General features: G+C 65.2%; 15 protein-coding genes and 2 pseudogenes. 6 read left to right on the forward strand and 11 right to left on the reverse strand.

Features of this window, described 5'->3' with window-relative positions; genetic code table 11:
• Positions 1-5: 5 nt before the first annotated feature.
• From ACIBJI_RS29055 to ACIBJI_RS29075, 5 genes and pseudogenes are all read right to left on the reverse strand, one after another.
• Positions 6-206 (reverse strand): annotated as a pseudogene (locus tag ACIBJI_RS29055) (sterol desaturase family protein); the annotation flags it as partial.
• A gap of 55 nt (positions 207-261) precedes the next feature.
• Positions 262-1,080: a helix-turn-helix domain-containing protein gene (locus tag ACIBJI_RS29060; protein ID WP_396955540.1), complete on the reverse strand. Its 819-nt coding sequence runs from the start codon at positions 1,078-1,080 to the stop codon at positions 262-264.
• Between the two features lie 307 nt (positions 1,081-1,387).
• Complete coding sequence (locus tag ACIBJI_RS29065) at positions 1,388-2,560, reverse strand: helix-turn-helix domain-containing protein (protein WP_364347520.1); 1,173 nt, start codon at positions 2,558-2,560, stop codon at positions 1,388-1,390.
• 21 nt (positions 2,561-2,581) lie between these two features.
• Positions 2,582-2,878 (reverse strand): fatty-acid--CoA ligase, encoded by a 297-nt coding sequence (locus ACIBJI_RS29070; RefSeq protein WP_397086724.1) that lies wholly within the window; start codon positions 2,876-2,878, stop codon positions 2,582-2,584.
• Between the two features lie 110 nt (positions 2,879-2,988).
• Entirely contained in the window at positions 2,989-3,765 is a 777-nt protein-coding gene (locus ACIBJI_RS29075; RefSeq protein WP_397086726.1) for a helix-turn-helix domain-containing protein, read from the reverse strand.
• Positions 3,766-3,810: 45 nt separating this feature from the next.
• Here ACIBJI_RS29075 and ACIBJI_RS29080 point away from each other — a divergent pair, with 45 nt between their 5' ends.
• Positions 3,811-4,680: an alpha/beta fold hydrolase gene (locus tag ACIBJI_RS29080; RefSeq protein WP_397086728.1), complete on the forward strand. Its 870-nt coding sequence runs from the start codon at positions 3,811-3,813 to the stop codon at positions 4,678-4,680.
• Here the strand turns inward: ACIBJI_RS29080 and ACIBJI_RS29085 are convergent.
• The 5 genes and pseudogenes from ACIBJI_RS29085 to ACIBJI_RS29105 all read right to left on the reverse strand — a co-directional run bounded on the left by ACIBJI_RS29085 (position 4,677) and on the right by ACIBJI_RS29105 (position 8,957).
• On the reverse strand, positions 4,677-5,690 hold the full coding sequence (locus tag ACIBJI_RS29085) for a DUF4873 domain-containing protein (protein ID WP_397086757.1): 1,014 nt from the start codon (positions 5,688-5,690) through the stop codon (positions 4,677-4,679). The two genes, ACIBJI_RS29080 and ACIBJI_RS29085, sit on opposite strands and share 4 nt — an antisense overlap.
• 93 nt (positions 5,691-5,783) lie before the next feature.
• Positions 5,784-6,086: pseudogene (locus tag ACIBJI_RS29090) on the reverse strand (NAD(P)-binding domain-containing protein); the annotation flags it as partial.
• A 162-nt stretch (positions 6,087-6,248) separates the two neighbouring features.
• Positions 6,249-6,776, reverse strand: a complete 528-nt coding sequence (locus ACIBJI_RS29095) for an NUDIX domain-containing protein (protein ID WP_364347505.1) — start codon at positions 6,774-6,776, stop codon at positions 6,249-6,251.
• A 10-nt stretch (positions 6,777-6,786) separates the two neighbouring features.
• Complete coding sequence (locus tag ACIBJI_RS29100) at positions 6,787-7,545, reverse strand: hypothetical protein (RefSeq protein ID WP_397086730.1); 759 nt, start codon at positions 7,543-7,545, stop codon at positions 6,787-6,789.
• Positions 7,546-7,742: 197 nt separating this feature from the next.
• A complete protein-coding gene (locus tag ACIBJI_RS29105) occupies positions 7,743-8,957 on the reverse strand; it encodes a DUF418 domain-containing protein (RefSeq protein WP_397086732.1) in 1,215 nt (404 codons plus the stop codon).
• 138 nt (positions 8,958-9,095) lie between these two features.
• Here ACIBJI_RS29105 and dop point away from each other — a divergent pair, with 138 nt between their 5' ends.
• The 5 genes from dop to pafA all read left to right on the forward strand — a co-directional run bounded on the left by dop (position 9,096) and on the right by pafA (position 14,361).
• Positions 9,096-10,595 (forward strand): depupylase/deamidase Dop, encoded by a 1,500-nt coding sequence (gene dop / locus ACIBJI_RS29110; RefSeq protein WP_040691614.1) that lies wholly within the window; start codon positions 9,096-9,098, stop codon positions 10,593-10,595.
• A gap of 382 nt (positions 10,596-10,977) precedes the next feature.
• On the forward strand, positions 10,978-11,172 hold the full coding sequence (locus tag ACIBJI_RS29115) for a ubiquitin-like protein Pup (RefSeq protein WP_014351559.1): 195 nt from the start codon (positions 10,978-10,980) through the stop codon (positions 11,170-11,172).
• Positions 11,169-12,050, forward strand: a complete 882-nt coding sequence (prcB, locus tag ACIBJI_RS29120; protein WP_397086734.1) for a proteasome subunit beta — start codon at positions 11,169-11,171, stop codon at positions 12,048-12,050. Before ACIBJI_RS29115 ends, prcB begins: the two co-directional genes overlap by 4 nt.
• A complete protein-coding gene (gene prcA, locus ACIBJI_RS29125) occupies positions 12,047-12,826 on the forward strand; it encodes a proteasome subunit alpha (protein ID WP_364347492.1) in 780 nt (259 codons plus the stop codon). The genes prcB and prcA overlap by 4 nt, the downstream gene beginning before the upstream one ends.
• 176 nt (positions 12,827-13,002) lie before the next feature.
• Positions 13,003-14,361, forward strand: coding sequence for a Pup--protein ligase (pafA, locus tag ACIBJI_RS29130; RefSeq protein ID WP_364347489.1), 1,359 nt, complete (start codon positions 13,003-13,005; stop codon positions 14,359-14,361).
• Positions 14,362-14,521: 160 nt separating this feature from the next.
• Here the strand turns inward: pafA and ACIBJI_RS29135 are convergent, their stop codons facing one another.
• The gene (locus ACIBJI_RS29135) at positions 14,522-14,818 is read right to left on the reverse strand and encodes an MTH1187 family thiamine-binding protein (RefSeq protein ID WP_397086736.1); all 297 of its coding nucleotides are present in this window, start codon (positions 14,816-14,818) and stop codon (positions 14,522-14,524) included.
• Positions 14,819-14,856: the final 38 nt, after the last annotated feature.

Raw genomic sequence — 14,856 nt, forward strand, 5'->3', positions numbered from 1 at the left:
TCACGTCAGTGCGTGCAGGGGTGTCGGTCCAGGCCACAGCCGCCGTCCGATGTGAACGGGTAGATGAGCTGGTCGACATAGCCGGTCGGGTAGTCGGGTTTGGCCGCCATACCGAGATCCTCGGATTCGAAGCGCCGCGCCGGATCATAGGAGTAGGTGCGGAACAGGTGATTCCAGATCAGGGTGAACAGGCCGAAATTGGTGTCATATGGGCAAGCCTGGTCGGCCGTGCCCGGAGTGACTTGAACGATTCGGCTGGACCTATCGGGCGTCGCCGAGATCCCAATCGACGCGGCGGCTCAGGGCCGACGGCGGCAGTCCGAAGGTGCGGCGGCAGGTGCGGGTCAGGTGGGAGCTATCTGCGAAACCCGCGGCGTGGGCGGCGGCGGTGAGATCGTCGCCGGAGCGGACGCGGGTGATCGCAACATGTAGTCGGAGCCAGAGAATGTAGGGCCGCAAGGGAATTCCGACCTGTTCGGTGAACAGATGGGTCAGTCGGGTCGCGGAAATGCCGACCCGGCGCGCTACATCCGCGCCGCGGATCGGTCCGTCGCCGACGATGGACGGCAGCAATTGCAGCACCTCGGTGACCGCGTCGTGGCGCTCGTCCTCGATGCTGTGCGAATTGTCGCGTTCGAGATCGTCGACGACCTCGGCGACCAGTTCGGCGAGTGGTTCCCGCTCCGGATTGATGGGCAGCGAATGTTCGCAGTCGGCCCACCCGTAGGTATGGGCTCTGCGGTCGGCGGCCGCGCCTGCGACGGACTCCGGATCGAGATAGATCGCGGTGCCGTGCTCTGCGCCGGTGGCAATGCGATGTGGTGCGTCGGCGGGCACGATCACATGCGTGCCGCGATGCCGAATCCCGCACGCGTCCACCACAACCACCGGCGTACATGCGGCGACCACCTGGACGGCGTGATGGGCGTGCAATGCGGTGGGGCCGATAGTGCCGCCGAAGGCGAGTACGCCCGCGCGCAGCAATGCTGTACCCTCCCAACGTAATTCGCCGGGCGACCCGGAGACATAGTGGACGGATCGGGGCGAGGTGGATGCCCCGTCGGTAACCAGAGCCTTCATCATCGGATGCTCCCGGGTGGCTGCGAATCCCGAATCGGATCCCTCACGGAGACTATCCCGGCCGAGCGGCCGCTGTCAGGGTAACGGCGACGCGATCGAGGAACTCGGAGATCAAGGGTCGCGCGGAGAGCGAATGCAATTCGAAGATGGTGGTGACGAGCGAGAGTCCGTCGCTTAACGCGTGATCGATGCTGTAGAGCAAGGTGAAGCCGTGGTCGATCGCGCCGCAGACGAACGATGGCCAGGGGGTGAGGTCGGCGGCGGCACGGAATCCGGGTGTGGCGCGCAGTTCCTCACCGGAGCCCGGTCAGGGGGCGAAGGCAGCGGATTCGAGGCGGCGGGCAAGTCGGGCCGCGGACAGGGTCATGGCGTCGGCGGGGCGATGCGGGTCGAGGCCGGTGAGTTCGTGTACGCGGGACAGGCGATAGGTGACCGTATTGCGATGCACGTTGAGTTGACGTGCCGTCGCCAGCTGGTTGAATCCGCTGTCGGCGAACATTTCGAAGGTTTGTGCCAGCATCGGCTGTGTATCGAGGGGCGCGAGCACCGACGCCAGCCCGGGCCGTGCCGCATCGCTGACCGCCACCGTGTACTCGAACTGCAAATCCGTTCTACAGCAGAGGACTTCGCGACGGTTCAGGCACCGCCCCAGTTCGGCCAACACGCGCGCCTCGGCGAAGATCGTCGGGATCTGCGTCTTGCTCGCCGCCGCGCCGACGCCGACCCAGTAGGGCGGTGCCTGATCGCGCTGATGTGCCGGTAGTCGCGCGATGAGACCGCTGATCGCGGCCGTACCGTCGTCGCCGGGTTGCAGTGGGATCAATACGGTCCACCCGCCCGCGTCCAGCCGCTGGAAGACGCCCGGAATCGCCTCGACCCGGTGCCGCAGCGCCGATGCGTGCCCACCGCGGGTGCCGCACAGGCGGAATACCGCGACGAGGAAGGCGTCCGCGACCGGAATGACCGGATCATTGGCCCACTCCACCGGATCGCGTCCGGTGAGCAGGGCATCGGCGATGCCACGACGGCGTTCGAGCAGTTCCCAGCGCGGATCGTGCGAGCGCTGGGTGGCAGCGCCCGCGATGCGGGTCATGACCAGCGTGATGTACTTCAGCAGCGTCAGCGAGGCGTCGAGCAGCAGTTCCTGCTCGGCGGGAGTGGCCGATTCGCGCAGTCGCTCCCAGATGAAGGCCGAGCCGAGCCGATATCGCTCCAGCACCTGCGGCAGTGGCGTGCCGTCGCGGACCCGGTCCATGGCCAGTTCGACGAGCTCGCTGGTGTCCTCTTCGGAGGGTTCGGTGCCGCGCCGCAGATATTCGAAGAACAGGTCGACATTGAGTTTCGTGCCGCGTGCGAAATCGGTCTCCACCAGTGGCTGCGGTATCCGCGGATACGGTGGCAGGTTCCGGTAGAACCCATCGACCAGCGATGCGGCTCTTCGATGCAGATCTCCGACGACCCGGGTCCGCGTTGGCGTCATTGAACCTCTCCCGTCCCGGACTTACGAGTACAAGCGCTCGATCGTGTCGGTGTAGCGGGCGGCGATCGGGGTGCGTTTCAGTTTGCCGGTCGCCGTCAGGACATCGCTTCCGGGCTCCGACACCTCGGGTAGCACGATGTACTTCTTGATCTGCTCCACCCGGGAGAGTTTGCCATTGGCGGCGGTCACACCTTGCTCGATTGCGGACAAGACCTCCGGATTCTTCGCGAATTCGGAGACGGTGGTTGCGACGAGTCCGTTGCGCTGGGCGAAAGCCGGCCCCCGGTCGGGATCGAGCATTCGCTTGGAAAGCCGCACACCGCGTGTCCGGGCGGGGTGGCCCGCCGGGACTGTCGATGAAACCAAGACTGCGGCCTTGGGGGACAAATAGCTTTCGGCCGAATTCGATCTCTATTTCGACGTATAGATCAGTCGATGTGGAGCGCGCCGTTGATGGTCGAGAAGGCGGTAGGGGTGAGACCGAACATTGCGCGGAACGTATCGCTGAAATGCGAAGGGGAGGCGAAGCCCGCGTCGACGGCGGCACGAGTGAGGTCGTGGCCCGCGGCATATGCCCTGCCGACGCGCAGCATCCGCGCCCATTGCACGTAACGTCGGAAGCTGGTGCCAGTTTGTTCGGCGAAGGTACGCAGGAAGTAGGAGGTGGATAGTCCTGCGGCACTTGCCTTTTCGGCGGCGCGCTGCTGCTGGGTGGGGTCAGCGCGGATGGCCGCGGCGACGGCGGCGATGCGGGGATCGCGGATGGTCGGGACCGGGATGCTGGCGAGCTCGAGCAGACGGTCGATATCCGGTGCCGGGTCGGCGCACAGCTCGATCAGTTCGGCCTCGTTGCGGTGGTCGGCGCTGTAGCCGTTGACCTTGCGGCGCATGCCGCCGAGGCAACGGGCCATATTTTCCGAGGTCGGATCGAAGAAGCAGAAGAGCTTGGGCACATCGGTGTCCAGGATGTGGTGCGTGACGCGGGCGCGGAACAGGAAGCTGCGGGCCGTGATATCCGGAGCGTCGGCGACCCGGACCCGGAACGGGCCGTCGAGTCCGAGCCCGAGACCGGCGATTGCGGTGGAGTGCGCCCCGAGGGCCATCCCGGGGCCGATGTAGATCGCGTGTCCGAGCCGCAGCCAGAGCCGGGCCGAGGTGACCGCCGTTTCGGGAGCGCACGTTTCTGGAAGTGCCGACCGCGCCATATCCGCGACGATACAGAAAATCGCGGGACAGACGGGAGATCAGGGATGAAGCTGGATGGGCAGGCGGAATCGACGTACGAGCTGCGGGAGGTGACGGTCGACGGCGCGCGGTTGCGTTATGTCGATGTCGGGCAAGGTGTTCCGCTGGTGCTACTGCACGGCTGGCCGGAAAGCCATGCCGCATGGCGGCACCAGATCGGTCCGCTCGCGTTATCGCGGCGGATTATCGCACCGGACTGGCTCGGGTGGGGTGCTTCCGATCGGGATACGGCGCTGAGTTGTGACTACGACAGTGAGGTCGAGCGGATCGGCCGCATGTTGGATGCGCTCGGCCTGGAGCGCGTCGATCTGGCATGTCACGACTACGGCGGGTTCCTCGGATTGGGGTTTCTGCTGCGTCATCCGGAACGAGTGCGCCGCTTCGCGATTCTGAATTCGCGGGCCCAGGGTATTTTCACACCGCCGTACTATGTATTGTTCGGCTTGCTGACCGTGCTGGCACGGATCGCACCGCTGCGCCCGCTGCTCACTGCACGAGCGATTCAATGGGTGCATAGGGTCGGTCTCGCACCGTACGTGCGCAATGGATCCTTCGACATCGAACAGCTGCGCCGATACCTCGCGGTCCTGGACACCGCGGCGGGTCGCCGCTGGAACGCCCACTTCTGGGCAGGTTATCGCGTCCGGATCCGCCCGGAACTGGCTGCTGGACTGAGTTCCATCAACTGCCCGACGACCGTCATCTGGGGTGACTGTGATCCTGCCATCCCGTTGCGCACCGCCCAGGAACTGGCCGAAGCAATCCCCAATGCCACGCTGGTCCGCATCGACGGCGGCAGCCACTTCATTATGGAAGAACGCCCCGACGAGGTCACCGAGGCGTTGCGCGCATGGCTGCTGCGCCCTGCCACTTAGGCAGCGGCCAATGGATAGGGCGGGGTGCCGATCCCGACGATACGGAGGTTGCCCCAGGGGTCGCGCTCCTGGAGGCGACCCGCGGTCGGCTCGCCGCCGGGCAGCGTGAGGAGCACTTCGGCACGTCCGGGATCGGGTAAATCGTGACCGTCGCTCGGGGCGACGCGTCCGTACCAGTGGTAGCGGCCGTCGATCGGATCCGGATGGCTGCTGAGGGTGACCTCGACTGGAACCTCCACCCCAGGGGCGTCGAGTAGTGCGGGCCCTGAATACTCGTGTGCCGGTTGATGATTCGCTGGCACGGTCAGGTCGTAGTGACCGGGATCGGGTCGGCGCATGGTGCGCCGGTAGGAGGCGCTGGAACCCGGCCAGGCGGCCCGATTCATCCCGTGCTCGTCCAGGTACGAACTCGGGCAGACGTCCGAATTCCACACGGTACCAGCCAGTTTCGACTGCAGGCGCCGGTTGAACTCGTGTTGGGTCGCGGCGCGGACTTCGATCCGGCTGTTGGCGGTCTTTCGCAGCAGCTCCAGGCATTGGCGGATGTAGCGAGCCTGTGCCTCGATCATGAAGACGATCGACTGATTTCCAACGCCGGAATTCGGGCCCATGATGAGGAACAGATTCGGGAAGCCGTGCACGGCGACACCGAGGAACCCTTCCATCCCATTGCGCCAGGCCTTTTGGAGAGTGAGACCGTTCGCGCCGACGATGTGCTGATCGGCAAACCGGTCGGAAATCTTGAACTCGGTGCCGTACACGATGGCGTCGAATTCCTGCTCGATGCCATCGGCGGTGATGATCCCGGTCTCGGTGATCGAGGCGATCGGTGAGGTCACCAGCGCGACATTCTCCCGCTGCAGCGCAGGATAGTAGTTGTTGGACACCAGAATTCGCTTACACCCGAGCCGGTCGGGAGTGAGGCTGCGACGCAATTGGGGGTCGGGAACCTGACGACGCAGATGCGCCCGCGCCACCACCTCCGCGCGACGCATGAGTTCCGGATTCATGAACGCCGGAGTCGACGACTCGTAACCCCAATAGATCGCCCAGCGGTAGAGCCGTTGCGCGCCTGGGAGATATCGGGATACTCGATGCGCCGCCGGCGACAGCGGTCGATCCGGCTTCGGCACGATCCAGTGCGGTGTCCGCTGGAATACCGTCACCTGCTCGGCCTGCTCGGCAATCTGCGGTACGAATTGCACAGCACTTGCACCGGTTCCGATGACCGCGATCCGTTTGCCGGTTACCTCGAAGTCGTGATCCCACTGCGCCGAGTGAAAAGTACGTCCCCGGAACATATCCCGGCCAGGGAAGGCCGGCACGCTCGGTTCGTGTAGCGGCCCCGGCGCCATCACCACCGCGCGCGGCTGGAAATGCCGCCCGTCCGAGGTCCGTACATGCCAGCGGTCCGTTTCGTCATCGAAGTCGAGTGCACGGTCCCAATAGAATCCGTCATCGCGTCAACCACCCCGCGCAGCCGCGGGTAACGAATGGCACGACGATCCACAGCATGGCCGAGACGACGATCGCGACTGCTCACCGGGCTCCATGCGCTACTCGGCTGATCAGCCTCGATGGAATTCGATTGCGAGCGCGAGCAATTCGACCATGTGGTCGCCATCGGTGCGCGAAAGGTGCATTGCCGCCTCGGGGGCGAAGGCGCGGACCTCGAGAATATTCTCCCCGTCCTCGGGATTGGTCGGAGCGGATTCGAGCAGCACATCCGCCGTGCACCAAAGCCACGCCTTGTGTGGGTGCGGTTGCCATGGATAGCGCGGTGCGGGCCGATCGGTGGTGGTGTGATGGGCGCCGAAGGGCCGCACCGGCCCGACCGGGCGGGCACCGGCCTCCTCCATGAGTTCGCGGCGCACGCAGGCGTCGATCGTTTCGCCCGCCTCCCTGGTACCGCCCGGCACGATCCAGATATCGCGATCGTCGCGGCACAGCACGATATCGGCGCCGACGAAGCAGACGACATGGATATTGGTGACCAGCTCGTCGGACGGCAGTTCGGTGGAGAAGCGTACGTCCAAACCGCCCCATTCCCAGCGGGTTGGCGTGTGCAACAAGGGATATCGGTCGGCGAGCGTCACACCGACGACGCTACTCGGTCCCGGACTTGCCGATCTGGAAGTGGATGTGATCGATATGCGCCACGCGTCCGGTCGTAGCCGGAAGCGGGTGGTCGTCCGGATGGTCGGGATGCAGGATGAAACTCGGATCGCCGATACCGGAGATGGCGGTGGCGGGATCGGGACTATCCGAGCAGTCCTGCCATTCGCCCGCCGCGAAGTCGTAGACGCTGCGGAAGAAGTCGGCGACGAACAGATCACCGTCCGGGTCACCGAGCGGGCTCGCATCGGGTTCGTCGAGTCGATAACGCACCCGGGGTCCGGTGCCGCGCGGCCACGTTCCACCGGGCGTCACCGCGGTCTCGACGGTGCCCCAATGCGCTGCCACGGTGATCCGGCGGGTTACATCGCCGACCGGCATGGTGACACCGGCGAAATCCACGGCGCGGCCCTGGCCGTGGCAGTCGTCGGAATGCGTTCCGCGGCCGTCGATTCCGAGAGTGTGCAGCTCGGTGACACCGAAATTCGCGGAAAGGAATCGACAGAATCGCACCAATGCCAGTGCATTTCGTGGATCGAGGTGTTGCGGGGCCACCGGAGTGTTGCCGTGGCGGATGACCACCCCGGCGAGACTGCCCGGTAGCGGCTGGCCGGTCTGTGGGTCGAAACCGGCGAATCCGACCAGGGCCGGTGACGCGGGCCCGTCGAAGCGGATCAGGTCATCGTTCGCGAGACGTTCGAGTTCGGCGAACGCGTGGTCCTTACTCATTGCTCGGGCTGGTTCCGACACTACGCACCTCCTGTGCATCTGAAATCGATACGTCGACGCAGTTCGGTGACGTGGCGTCAGCATCAGCCATCGACGCGAAGAGAACACGAGTAGTGCCCTACTCGTGTTCTCCTTGTCAGCACTTGGCCGATGCTGGGTCGCGTTCGCCCCTGTTTCGGGTGTTGAACTGCGGCGATGTACGCCAGCGCAGCGGTGACTCAGCGTTCGCGGGACAGTGCGCGGTAGCTGAGATTCCACACCCACTCGACCGGACCGCGCTCGAACCGGCGCAACCACAGGTGCGCGATGGTCACGATGACCAGCGCGACCAGCAGGTAGATACCAACCGTGAACGGCACCCGAGCGTCCGGGCAGACGCGCGCGGCAAGTCCGAAACCCCACCCGTAGCACAGCACCGAAGCGACCAGATTCTGCAGGATGTAGCAGCTCAGCGCCATCCGACCGACCTCGGTGAGCCGCTTGCCGACGAAGCCGACCCGCGGACGACGCAGGTAGAACTCCGCGACCAGCGCGAGCAGGCCGAAGGCGACGAACGGGGCCGTGCCGTACCTGGTCAACAAAACCAGATCACCACCCCCGAGCACACCGACCGCAAGATCGATCGGCGCGGCGACAGCGAATCCGATAATCATGAGCCGCCGGCGGATCCGCGCCCCTTCCGGCCGGAACACCCCGGCCCGGAACAACCGCGCACCCGCGAGGAACAGCGCGATCGACATCGGGAAAACGAAAATCGGCTCGAAGCGGAACATGCCCGCATTCTCGAGCCGGAACAGCACCAGATCCCAGAATGATCCATTCGCATAGGGATTCGGATCCAGCGGCTGGCGCCGCGTCGAACCCTGTTGGCTCGCAACGGCCATCGCGATACCGATGAGCGTCAGCATAGCGATATGGAACCCGGCCGCTATCGTCAGCCAACGACGTTGCGCGCGTTCACTTGTCGCGAGAATGAAGGCGACGACCAATCCGGTGATCGCATAGCCCATCAGCACATCGAATTCCGCGACGAACAGAAAATTCAGCACACCGTCGAGGAACAACAGCCCGGCTCGCCATGGATAGCTACCCGGCCACCGTCGACCGCCGCGCACGGCCGAGCCCTGCTGGATCGCCAGGCCGATGCCGAACATAATGGTGAGCAACCCGAGGAACTTGCCCTGCGCGAGTTGCTGCAGCACTCGCTGCGACCACATCCAGCCGGTCGCCGGGGTGCCGAACTCGTCGATGTAGCCGACCAGGCCCTCGGGATGGGTGAGAATCCAGATATTGGTGCCGAGCGTGCCGAGGATCGCGATGCCGCGCAAGACGTCCAGGGCAACCAACCGCGTCGGAGTCTTCGACCAGGTGACGGTGCTGGGCTCATCCGACTTGCGGTGCCGCCCCGCGATTTCGGCGATCGAATCGGTCATGCTCCGAATATCCCGGCCGCTATGGCCTGCTCGTATCCTCCGGAAGTACCACCGTCGGTATGACATCGATGTCACCCGAGATCGCCGATGCCGCCGGTCGCGACCGACGGCGGCCACGCGTCGCCTAGGCTCGACGGTATGCAGCGCATCATCGGTATCGAGGTCGAATACGGCATCTCCACACCCACCGAGCCGTCGGCCAACCCGATTCTCACCTCCACGCAAGCGGTTCTCGCCTACGCCGCAGCGGAGGGGGTGCCGCGCGCGAAGCGCACGCGCTGGGACTACGAGGTGGAATCGCCGCTGCGCGACGCCCGCGGCTTCGACCTGAGCCGGATGAACGGCCCTGCCCCCGTCATCGACGCCGACGAGGTCGGCGCGGCCAATATGATCCTCACAAACGGTGCCCGGCTCTACGTCGACCACGCCCATCCGGAGTACTCCGCGCCCGAGGTCACCGATCCGCTGGATGCGGTTATCTGGGACAAAGCGGGCGAACGGGTCATGGAGGCGGCCGCACGGCACGCGTCCAGCGTTCCCGGTGCGCCGCGGCTGCAGCTGTACAAGAACAATGTCGACGGCAAGGGCGCCTCCTACGGCACCCACGAGAACTACCTGATGAGCCGTGACACCCCGTTCAACCAGATCATCGTCGGGCTCACCCCGTTTTTCGTCTCGCGCCAGGTGATCTGCGGTTCCGGCCGGGTCGGCATCGGACAGTCGGGTGATCACGCCGGATTCCAGCTGTCCCAGCGCGCCGACTACATCGAGGTCGAGGTCGGCCTGGAAACCACGCTCAAGCGCGGCATCATCAACACTCGCGACGAACCGCACGCCGATGCGGACAAATACCGCCGCCTGCACGTCATCATCGGCGATGCCAACCTCGCCGAGATGTCCACCTACCTCAAGGTCGGCACCACCGCGCTGGTGCTGGACCTGATCGAGGCGGGTGAGGATCTGTCGGATCTGCAGCTGGCCCGCCCGGTCACCGCCGTTCACCAGATCAGCCACGATCCGACCCTGCGCGCCACGGTGGCCCTCACCGACGGCCGCGAACTCACCGGCCTGGCGCTGCAGCGCATCTACCTGGACCGGGTGGAGAAATTCGTGGCCCGCAGCGGCAACGACGACGAGCGCGTCAAGGACATCCTGGAGAACTGGGCCAACGTGCTGGATCTGCTGGAGCGCGATCCGATGGAATGCGCCAACCTGCTGGACTGGCCCGCCAAGCTGCGCCTACTCGAGGGGATGCGCAAGCGCGAGGGGCTGAGCTGGGCCGCGCCCAAACTGCACCTGATGGACCTGCAGTACTCCGACGTCCGCCTGGACAAGGGCCTCTACAACCGCCTGGTCGCCCGCGGTTCGATGAAACGCCTGATCAACGAGCAGCAGGTGCTCGACGCGATGACCAAGCCGCCGACCGACACCCGTGCCTACTTCCGCGGCGAATGTCTGCGTCGATTCGGCGCCGATATCGCGGCGGCCAGCTGGGATTCTGTGATCTTCGACCTGGGCGGCGATTCACTCGTGCGCATCCCGACCCTGGAGCCGCGCCGCGGCACCAGGGCCCACGTGGGCAAGCTGCTCGACGGCGTGAACACCGCCGCTGAGTTGGTCGAACAGCTGACCACTTAGCAAATCGCGCGAATAAGCCCAGGTAGCAACGGCTATCGCGATCGCAGCAACGACGGAGCGAGTCTTACTAGCGAGGAGTTCGCGGCCGAGTCGTCGAAGCGCGTGCGACGTAGTCGGGAGTCTCGACGGCACTCCCTGGCGACTGCTTGCCGGTCGCTCGAGAGGGTCGGCCGCGCGACAGCAGGGAGCCGTGAACACGCAGCGCCGAAGGCGCTGCAAATCGAACACAGTCGCGAACACGCCGTGCCCGCGCGGCCGATAACCGAGCACGTTGTCAGAATGGCTGGGTAGTGTTGATGTACGGGCACGGACATTGCTCATGATCAGGGTCGTGCTCAGAATGGAGCCCTGGTCATGATGAGGACAGAGGAGGTCGGCTGCCATGGCACAAGAGCAGACCAAACGCGCCGGGGGCGGCGACGAGGACGAGGGCCCGGAGGGCGTTGACGCCGCCGGTCAGGAGCGCCGCGAAAAACTGGCGGAGGATACCGACGACCTGCTCGACGAGATCGATGATGTGCTCGAGGAGAACGCGGAAGACTTCGTTCGCGCGTATGTGCAGAAGGGCGGCCAGTGACAGCAGGTGACCCCTTGCGTCTCCACCCGGGGCACGCCCTCTCGTCATTCACCGAGCACCTGCGCATGCACGCACCGGAACTGTTGCCTGGCAACCGATTCGGCGCGATCGAAGGTGCCACCCCGATCTCGGGTGGCACAGCCTCCGGTGGCGCCGCCGCGAAACAGCTGGCTCCGCACGGAACCACCATCGTGGCGGTCTCGTTTCGCGGTGGTGTGCTGATCGCCGGTGACCGGCGGGCCACCCAGGGAAACCTGTTGGCCAGCAGGGATATCGAGAAGGTGTACATCACCGACACCTATTCGGCGGCCGGTATCGCGGGCACCGCGGGCATGGCCATCGAGATGGTGCGATTGTTCGCCGTCGAGTTGGAGTACTACGAGAAGATCGAGGGTGTCTCGTTGACCTTCGACGGCAAGGCGAACAAGCTGTCGAAGATGGTGCGCGACAACCTCCCTGCCGCACTGCAGGGTTTGGCGGTGGTTCCGGTGCTGGTCGGCTACGACCAGCACGCCACCGATGTGGACAAGGCCGGTCGGATCGTGTCCTACGACGTGGTCGGCGGGCGAAGTGAGGAGCGGTTCGGTTATACCGCGGTCGGTTCGGGTTCGATGTTCGCGAAATCGTCGTTGAAAAAGCTGTACGCCAAGGGTATCGATGAGGACCGCGCATTGCGGATCGCCGTCGAATCGCTCTTCGACGCGGCCGACGACGACACCGCAACCGGCGGACCGGATCTGGTGCGCGGCATCTACCCGACGGCGATCGTCATCGACAACGATGGCGCCGACGAGGTGACCGAATCACGGTTGGAGGAGATCACGCGGGCGATCGTCGCCGATCGCGAGGCCGCGGAAGAGGGGAGTGCCTCAGCATGACACTGCCGTATTACGCGTCGGCCGAACAGATCATGCGCGACAAGACCGAGCTCGCGCGCAAGGGCATCGGTCGCGGTCGCAGTGTGATCGTGCTGACCTACGACAAGGGTGTGCTGTTCGTCGCGGAGAATCCGTCCGCGACGTTGCACAAGGTGAGCGAGCTGTACGACCGAGTCGGGTTCGCGGCCGTCGGCAAGTACAACGAATTCGAGGCACTGCGCCGCGGCGGCATCCTGCAGGCCGATCTGAAGGGCTACCAGTACGACCGGCGCGATGTCACCGGCCGTGGCCTGGCCAATGCCTACGCGCAGACCCTCGGCACGATCTTCACCGATCAACTCAAGCCCTATGAGGTGGAGATCTGTGTGGCCGAGGTCGGCTACCCGGAACAGTCCCCGGAATCGGTGCTGTATCGGATCACCTTCGACGGCTCGATAGTGGATGAGCGCGAATACGTGGTGATGGGCGGCACGACCGAGCCGATCATGACCGCGCTGAAAGCCTCCTACCAGCCTGGACTCGACTTGTCCGGTGCGGTGGCAGTCGCGGTGAAGGCCTTGAAGTCCGGGGTGCCCGATGCCGCGGACAAAGACAAGCGGGTGCTAGGGGTGGGATCGCTCGAGGTCGCCACGCTGGAACAGGCGCGGCCCCGGCGGGCGTTCCGCCGGGTCGCGGGCGCGGCCTTGGACCAGTTGTTGACCGGCGGTGAGTCGGCGAGCAAGGCCGAGGCGGCGGACACCGAGTCGGAGTCGAAGGACGCTCCCGAATCGGAGTAGTTCCACCACGATCATTCGGCTGCGAAGGCCCTCCCGATTCATCGGGAGGGCCTTCGTTTCGTGCGGTGGTTTTCCGCCGAACATTTCGCTCACGTGCGAAATCGTTGTGAAGACGTATGCACCAGGGTTGTCCGCAGCCCCACGCGAGTACATGACATGGCTGTAATGTCGATAGTGTGCAGCGACGAATCATGGGGATCGAGACCGAATTCGGTGTGACGTGCACCTTCCACGGACACCGTCGGCTCAGCCCCGACGAGGTGGCCCGGTATTTGTTCCGCCGGGTAGTTTCCTGGGGCCGTAGCTCTAACGTGTTCCTCCGCAACGGTGCTCGGCTCTACCTCGATGTCGGGTCGCATCCGGAGTACGCCACCGCAGAGTGCGACAACTTGGCGCAGCTGGTCACTCATGACCGGGCTGGTGAGCGCGTGCTGGAGGAGTTGCTGATCGACGCCGAGCAGCGCCTCGCGGAGGAAGGCATCGGCGGCGACATCTACTTGTTCAAGAACAACACCGACTCCGCAGGCAACTCCTACGGCTGCCACGAGAACTTCCTCGTGGTGCGGGCCGGTGAGTTCTCCCGGATCTCGGATGTGCTGCTGCCGTTCCTGGTCACCCGTCAGCTGATCTGCGGTGCGGGCAAGGTGCTGCAGACGCCGAAGGCGGCCACGTTCTGCCTGTCCCAGCGTGCCGAGCACATCTGGGAGGGCGTCTCCTCGGCGACCACCCGCTCGCGCCCGATCATCAATACCCGCGACGAGCCGCACGCCGATGCCGAGAAGTACCGGCGTCTGCACGTGATCGTCGGCGACTCGAATATGTCCGAGACCACCACCATGCTCAAGGTCGGCACGGCGGCGCTGGTGTTGGAGATGATCGAGGCGGGCGTCTCGTTCCGCGATTTCGCCCTGGACAACCCGATCCGTGCCATTCGTGAGGTCAGCCACGACCTGACCGGCCGTCGTCCGGTCCGGCTCGCCGGTGGACGCCAAGCCAGCGCGCTCGAGATCCAGCGTGAGTACTACGCCCGCGCTGTCGAGCACCTGCGCAACCGCGACCGCGACCCCAATATCGACCAGGTCGTCGATCTGTGGGGCCGCACCCTGGACGCGGTCGAGGCGCAGGACTTCGCCAAGGTCGACACCGAGGTCGACTGGGTGATCAAGCGCAAGCTCTTCCAGCGCTACCAGGACCGCTACGGCATGGAGCTGTCCGATCCCAAGATCGCCCAACTCGATCTGGCCTACCACGACATCAAGCGCGGTCGCGGTGTCTTCGACCTGCTGCAGCGCAAGGGTCTGGCCAAGCGTGTCACCGAGGACGAGGCCGTCGACGCCGCCGTGGACACCCCGCCGCAGACCACGCGCGCCAAACTGCGCGGCGATTTCATCACAGCCGCGCAGGAAGCGGGCCGCGACTTCACCGTCGACTGGGTGCACCTCAAGCTCAATGATCAAGCCCAGCGCACGGTCTTGTGCAAGGACCCGTTCCGCTCGGTGGACGAGCGAGTGGATCGGCTGATCGCCTCGATGTAGCCGCTTCCGCCGCCAAGCCTGTCCGAGGGGCAGCGTGCCGCAGTCGGTCGATCGGCCGCGTCTGCGTCCTCGCAGATCTACCCAGCGCCTCGCACATGTTTGTGACTTCTGCGAGGAGTGCGACGGGGGTGCGAGGACGTTGGTGAGCGTGGGCTTGCGGCTAGTTCTCGGCGAGGTATCGCTCGATGGTCTCGACCTTGGCGGACATCGCGTCGGTCACGCCCGGGCGGATGTCGGCTTTCAGGACCAGGCTGCAACGGGGTGCGACGGCGAGTATCGCGTCCGTGGCGTCCTTGACCACGGCCATCACCTCGTCCCATTCGCCCTCGATCGTGGTGAACATGGCGTCGGTGCGGTTGGGCAGACCGCTGGCTCGCACGATTCGGACGGCTTCGGCGACGGCTCGGCCGACGTCCGCGCCCGCACCCAGCGGTGTCACGGAGAACGCGATGATCATGACTCCATGATGGCGGTGCACCAACCGGAATACGGTGA

The sequence above is a fragment of the Nocardia sp. NPDC050408 genome (assembly GCF_044458905.1).
Lineage (GTDB): Bacteria > Actinomycetota > Actinomycetes > Mycobacteriales > Mycobacteriaceae > Nocardia.

Bases quoted from the DNA above. Each gene is read 5' to 3' on its own strand.
- ACIBJI_RS29085 (WP_397086757.1), bottom strand. From the start codon at position 5,690: ATGAATCCGGAACTCATGCGTCGCGCGGAGGTGGTGGCGCGGGCGCAT.
- ACIBJI_RS29080 (WP_397086728.1), top strand. From the start codon at position 3,811: ATGAAGCTGGATGGGCAGGCGGAATCGACGTACGAGCTGCGGGAGGTG.
- ACIBJI_RS29115 (WP_014351559.1), top strand. From the start codon at position 10,978: ATGGCACAAGAGCAGACCAAACGCGCCGGGGGCGGCGACGAGGACGAG.
- ACIBJI_RS29105 (WP_397086732.1), bottom strand. From the start codon at position 8,957: ATGACCGATTCGATCGCCGAAATCGCGGGGCGGCACCGCAAGTCGGAT.
- dop (WP_040691614.1), top strand. From the start codon at position 9,096: ATGCAGCGCATCATCGGTATCGAGGTCGAATACGGCATCTCCACACCC.
- ACIBJI_RS29135 (WP_397086736.1), bottom strand. From the start codon at position 14,818: ATGATCATCGCGTTCTCCGTGACACCGCTGGGTGCGGGCGCGGACGTC.
- ACIBJI_RS29060 (WP_396955540.1), bottom strand. From the start codon at position 1,080: ATGAAGGCTCTGGTTACCGACGGGGCATCCACCTCGCCCCGATCCGTC.
- prcA (WP_364347492.1), top strand. From the start codon at position 12,047: ATGACACTGCCGTATTACGCGTCGGCCGAACAGATCATGCGCGACAAG.
- ACIBJI_RS29065 (WP_364347520.1), bottom strand. From the start codon at position 2,560: ATGACGCCAACGCGGACCCGGGTCGTCGGAGATCTGCATCGAAGAGCC.
- ACIBJI_RS29075 (WP_397086726.1), bottom strand. From the start codon at position 3,765: ATGGCGCGGTCGGCACTTCCAGAAACGTGCGCTCCCGAAACGGCGGTC.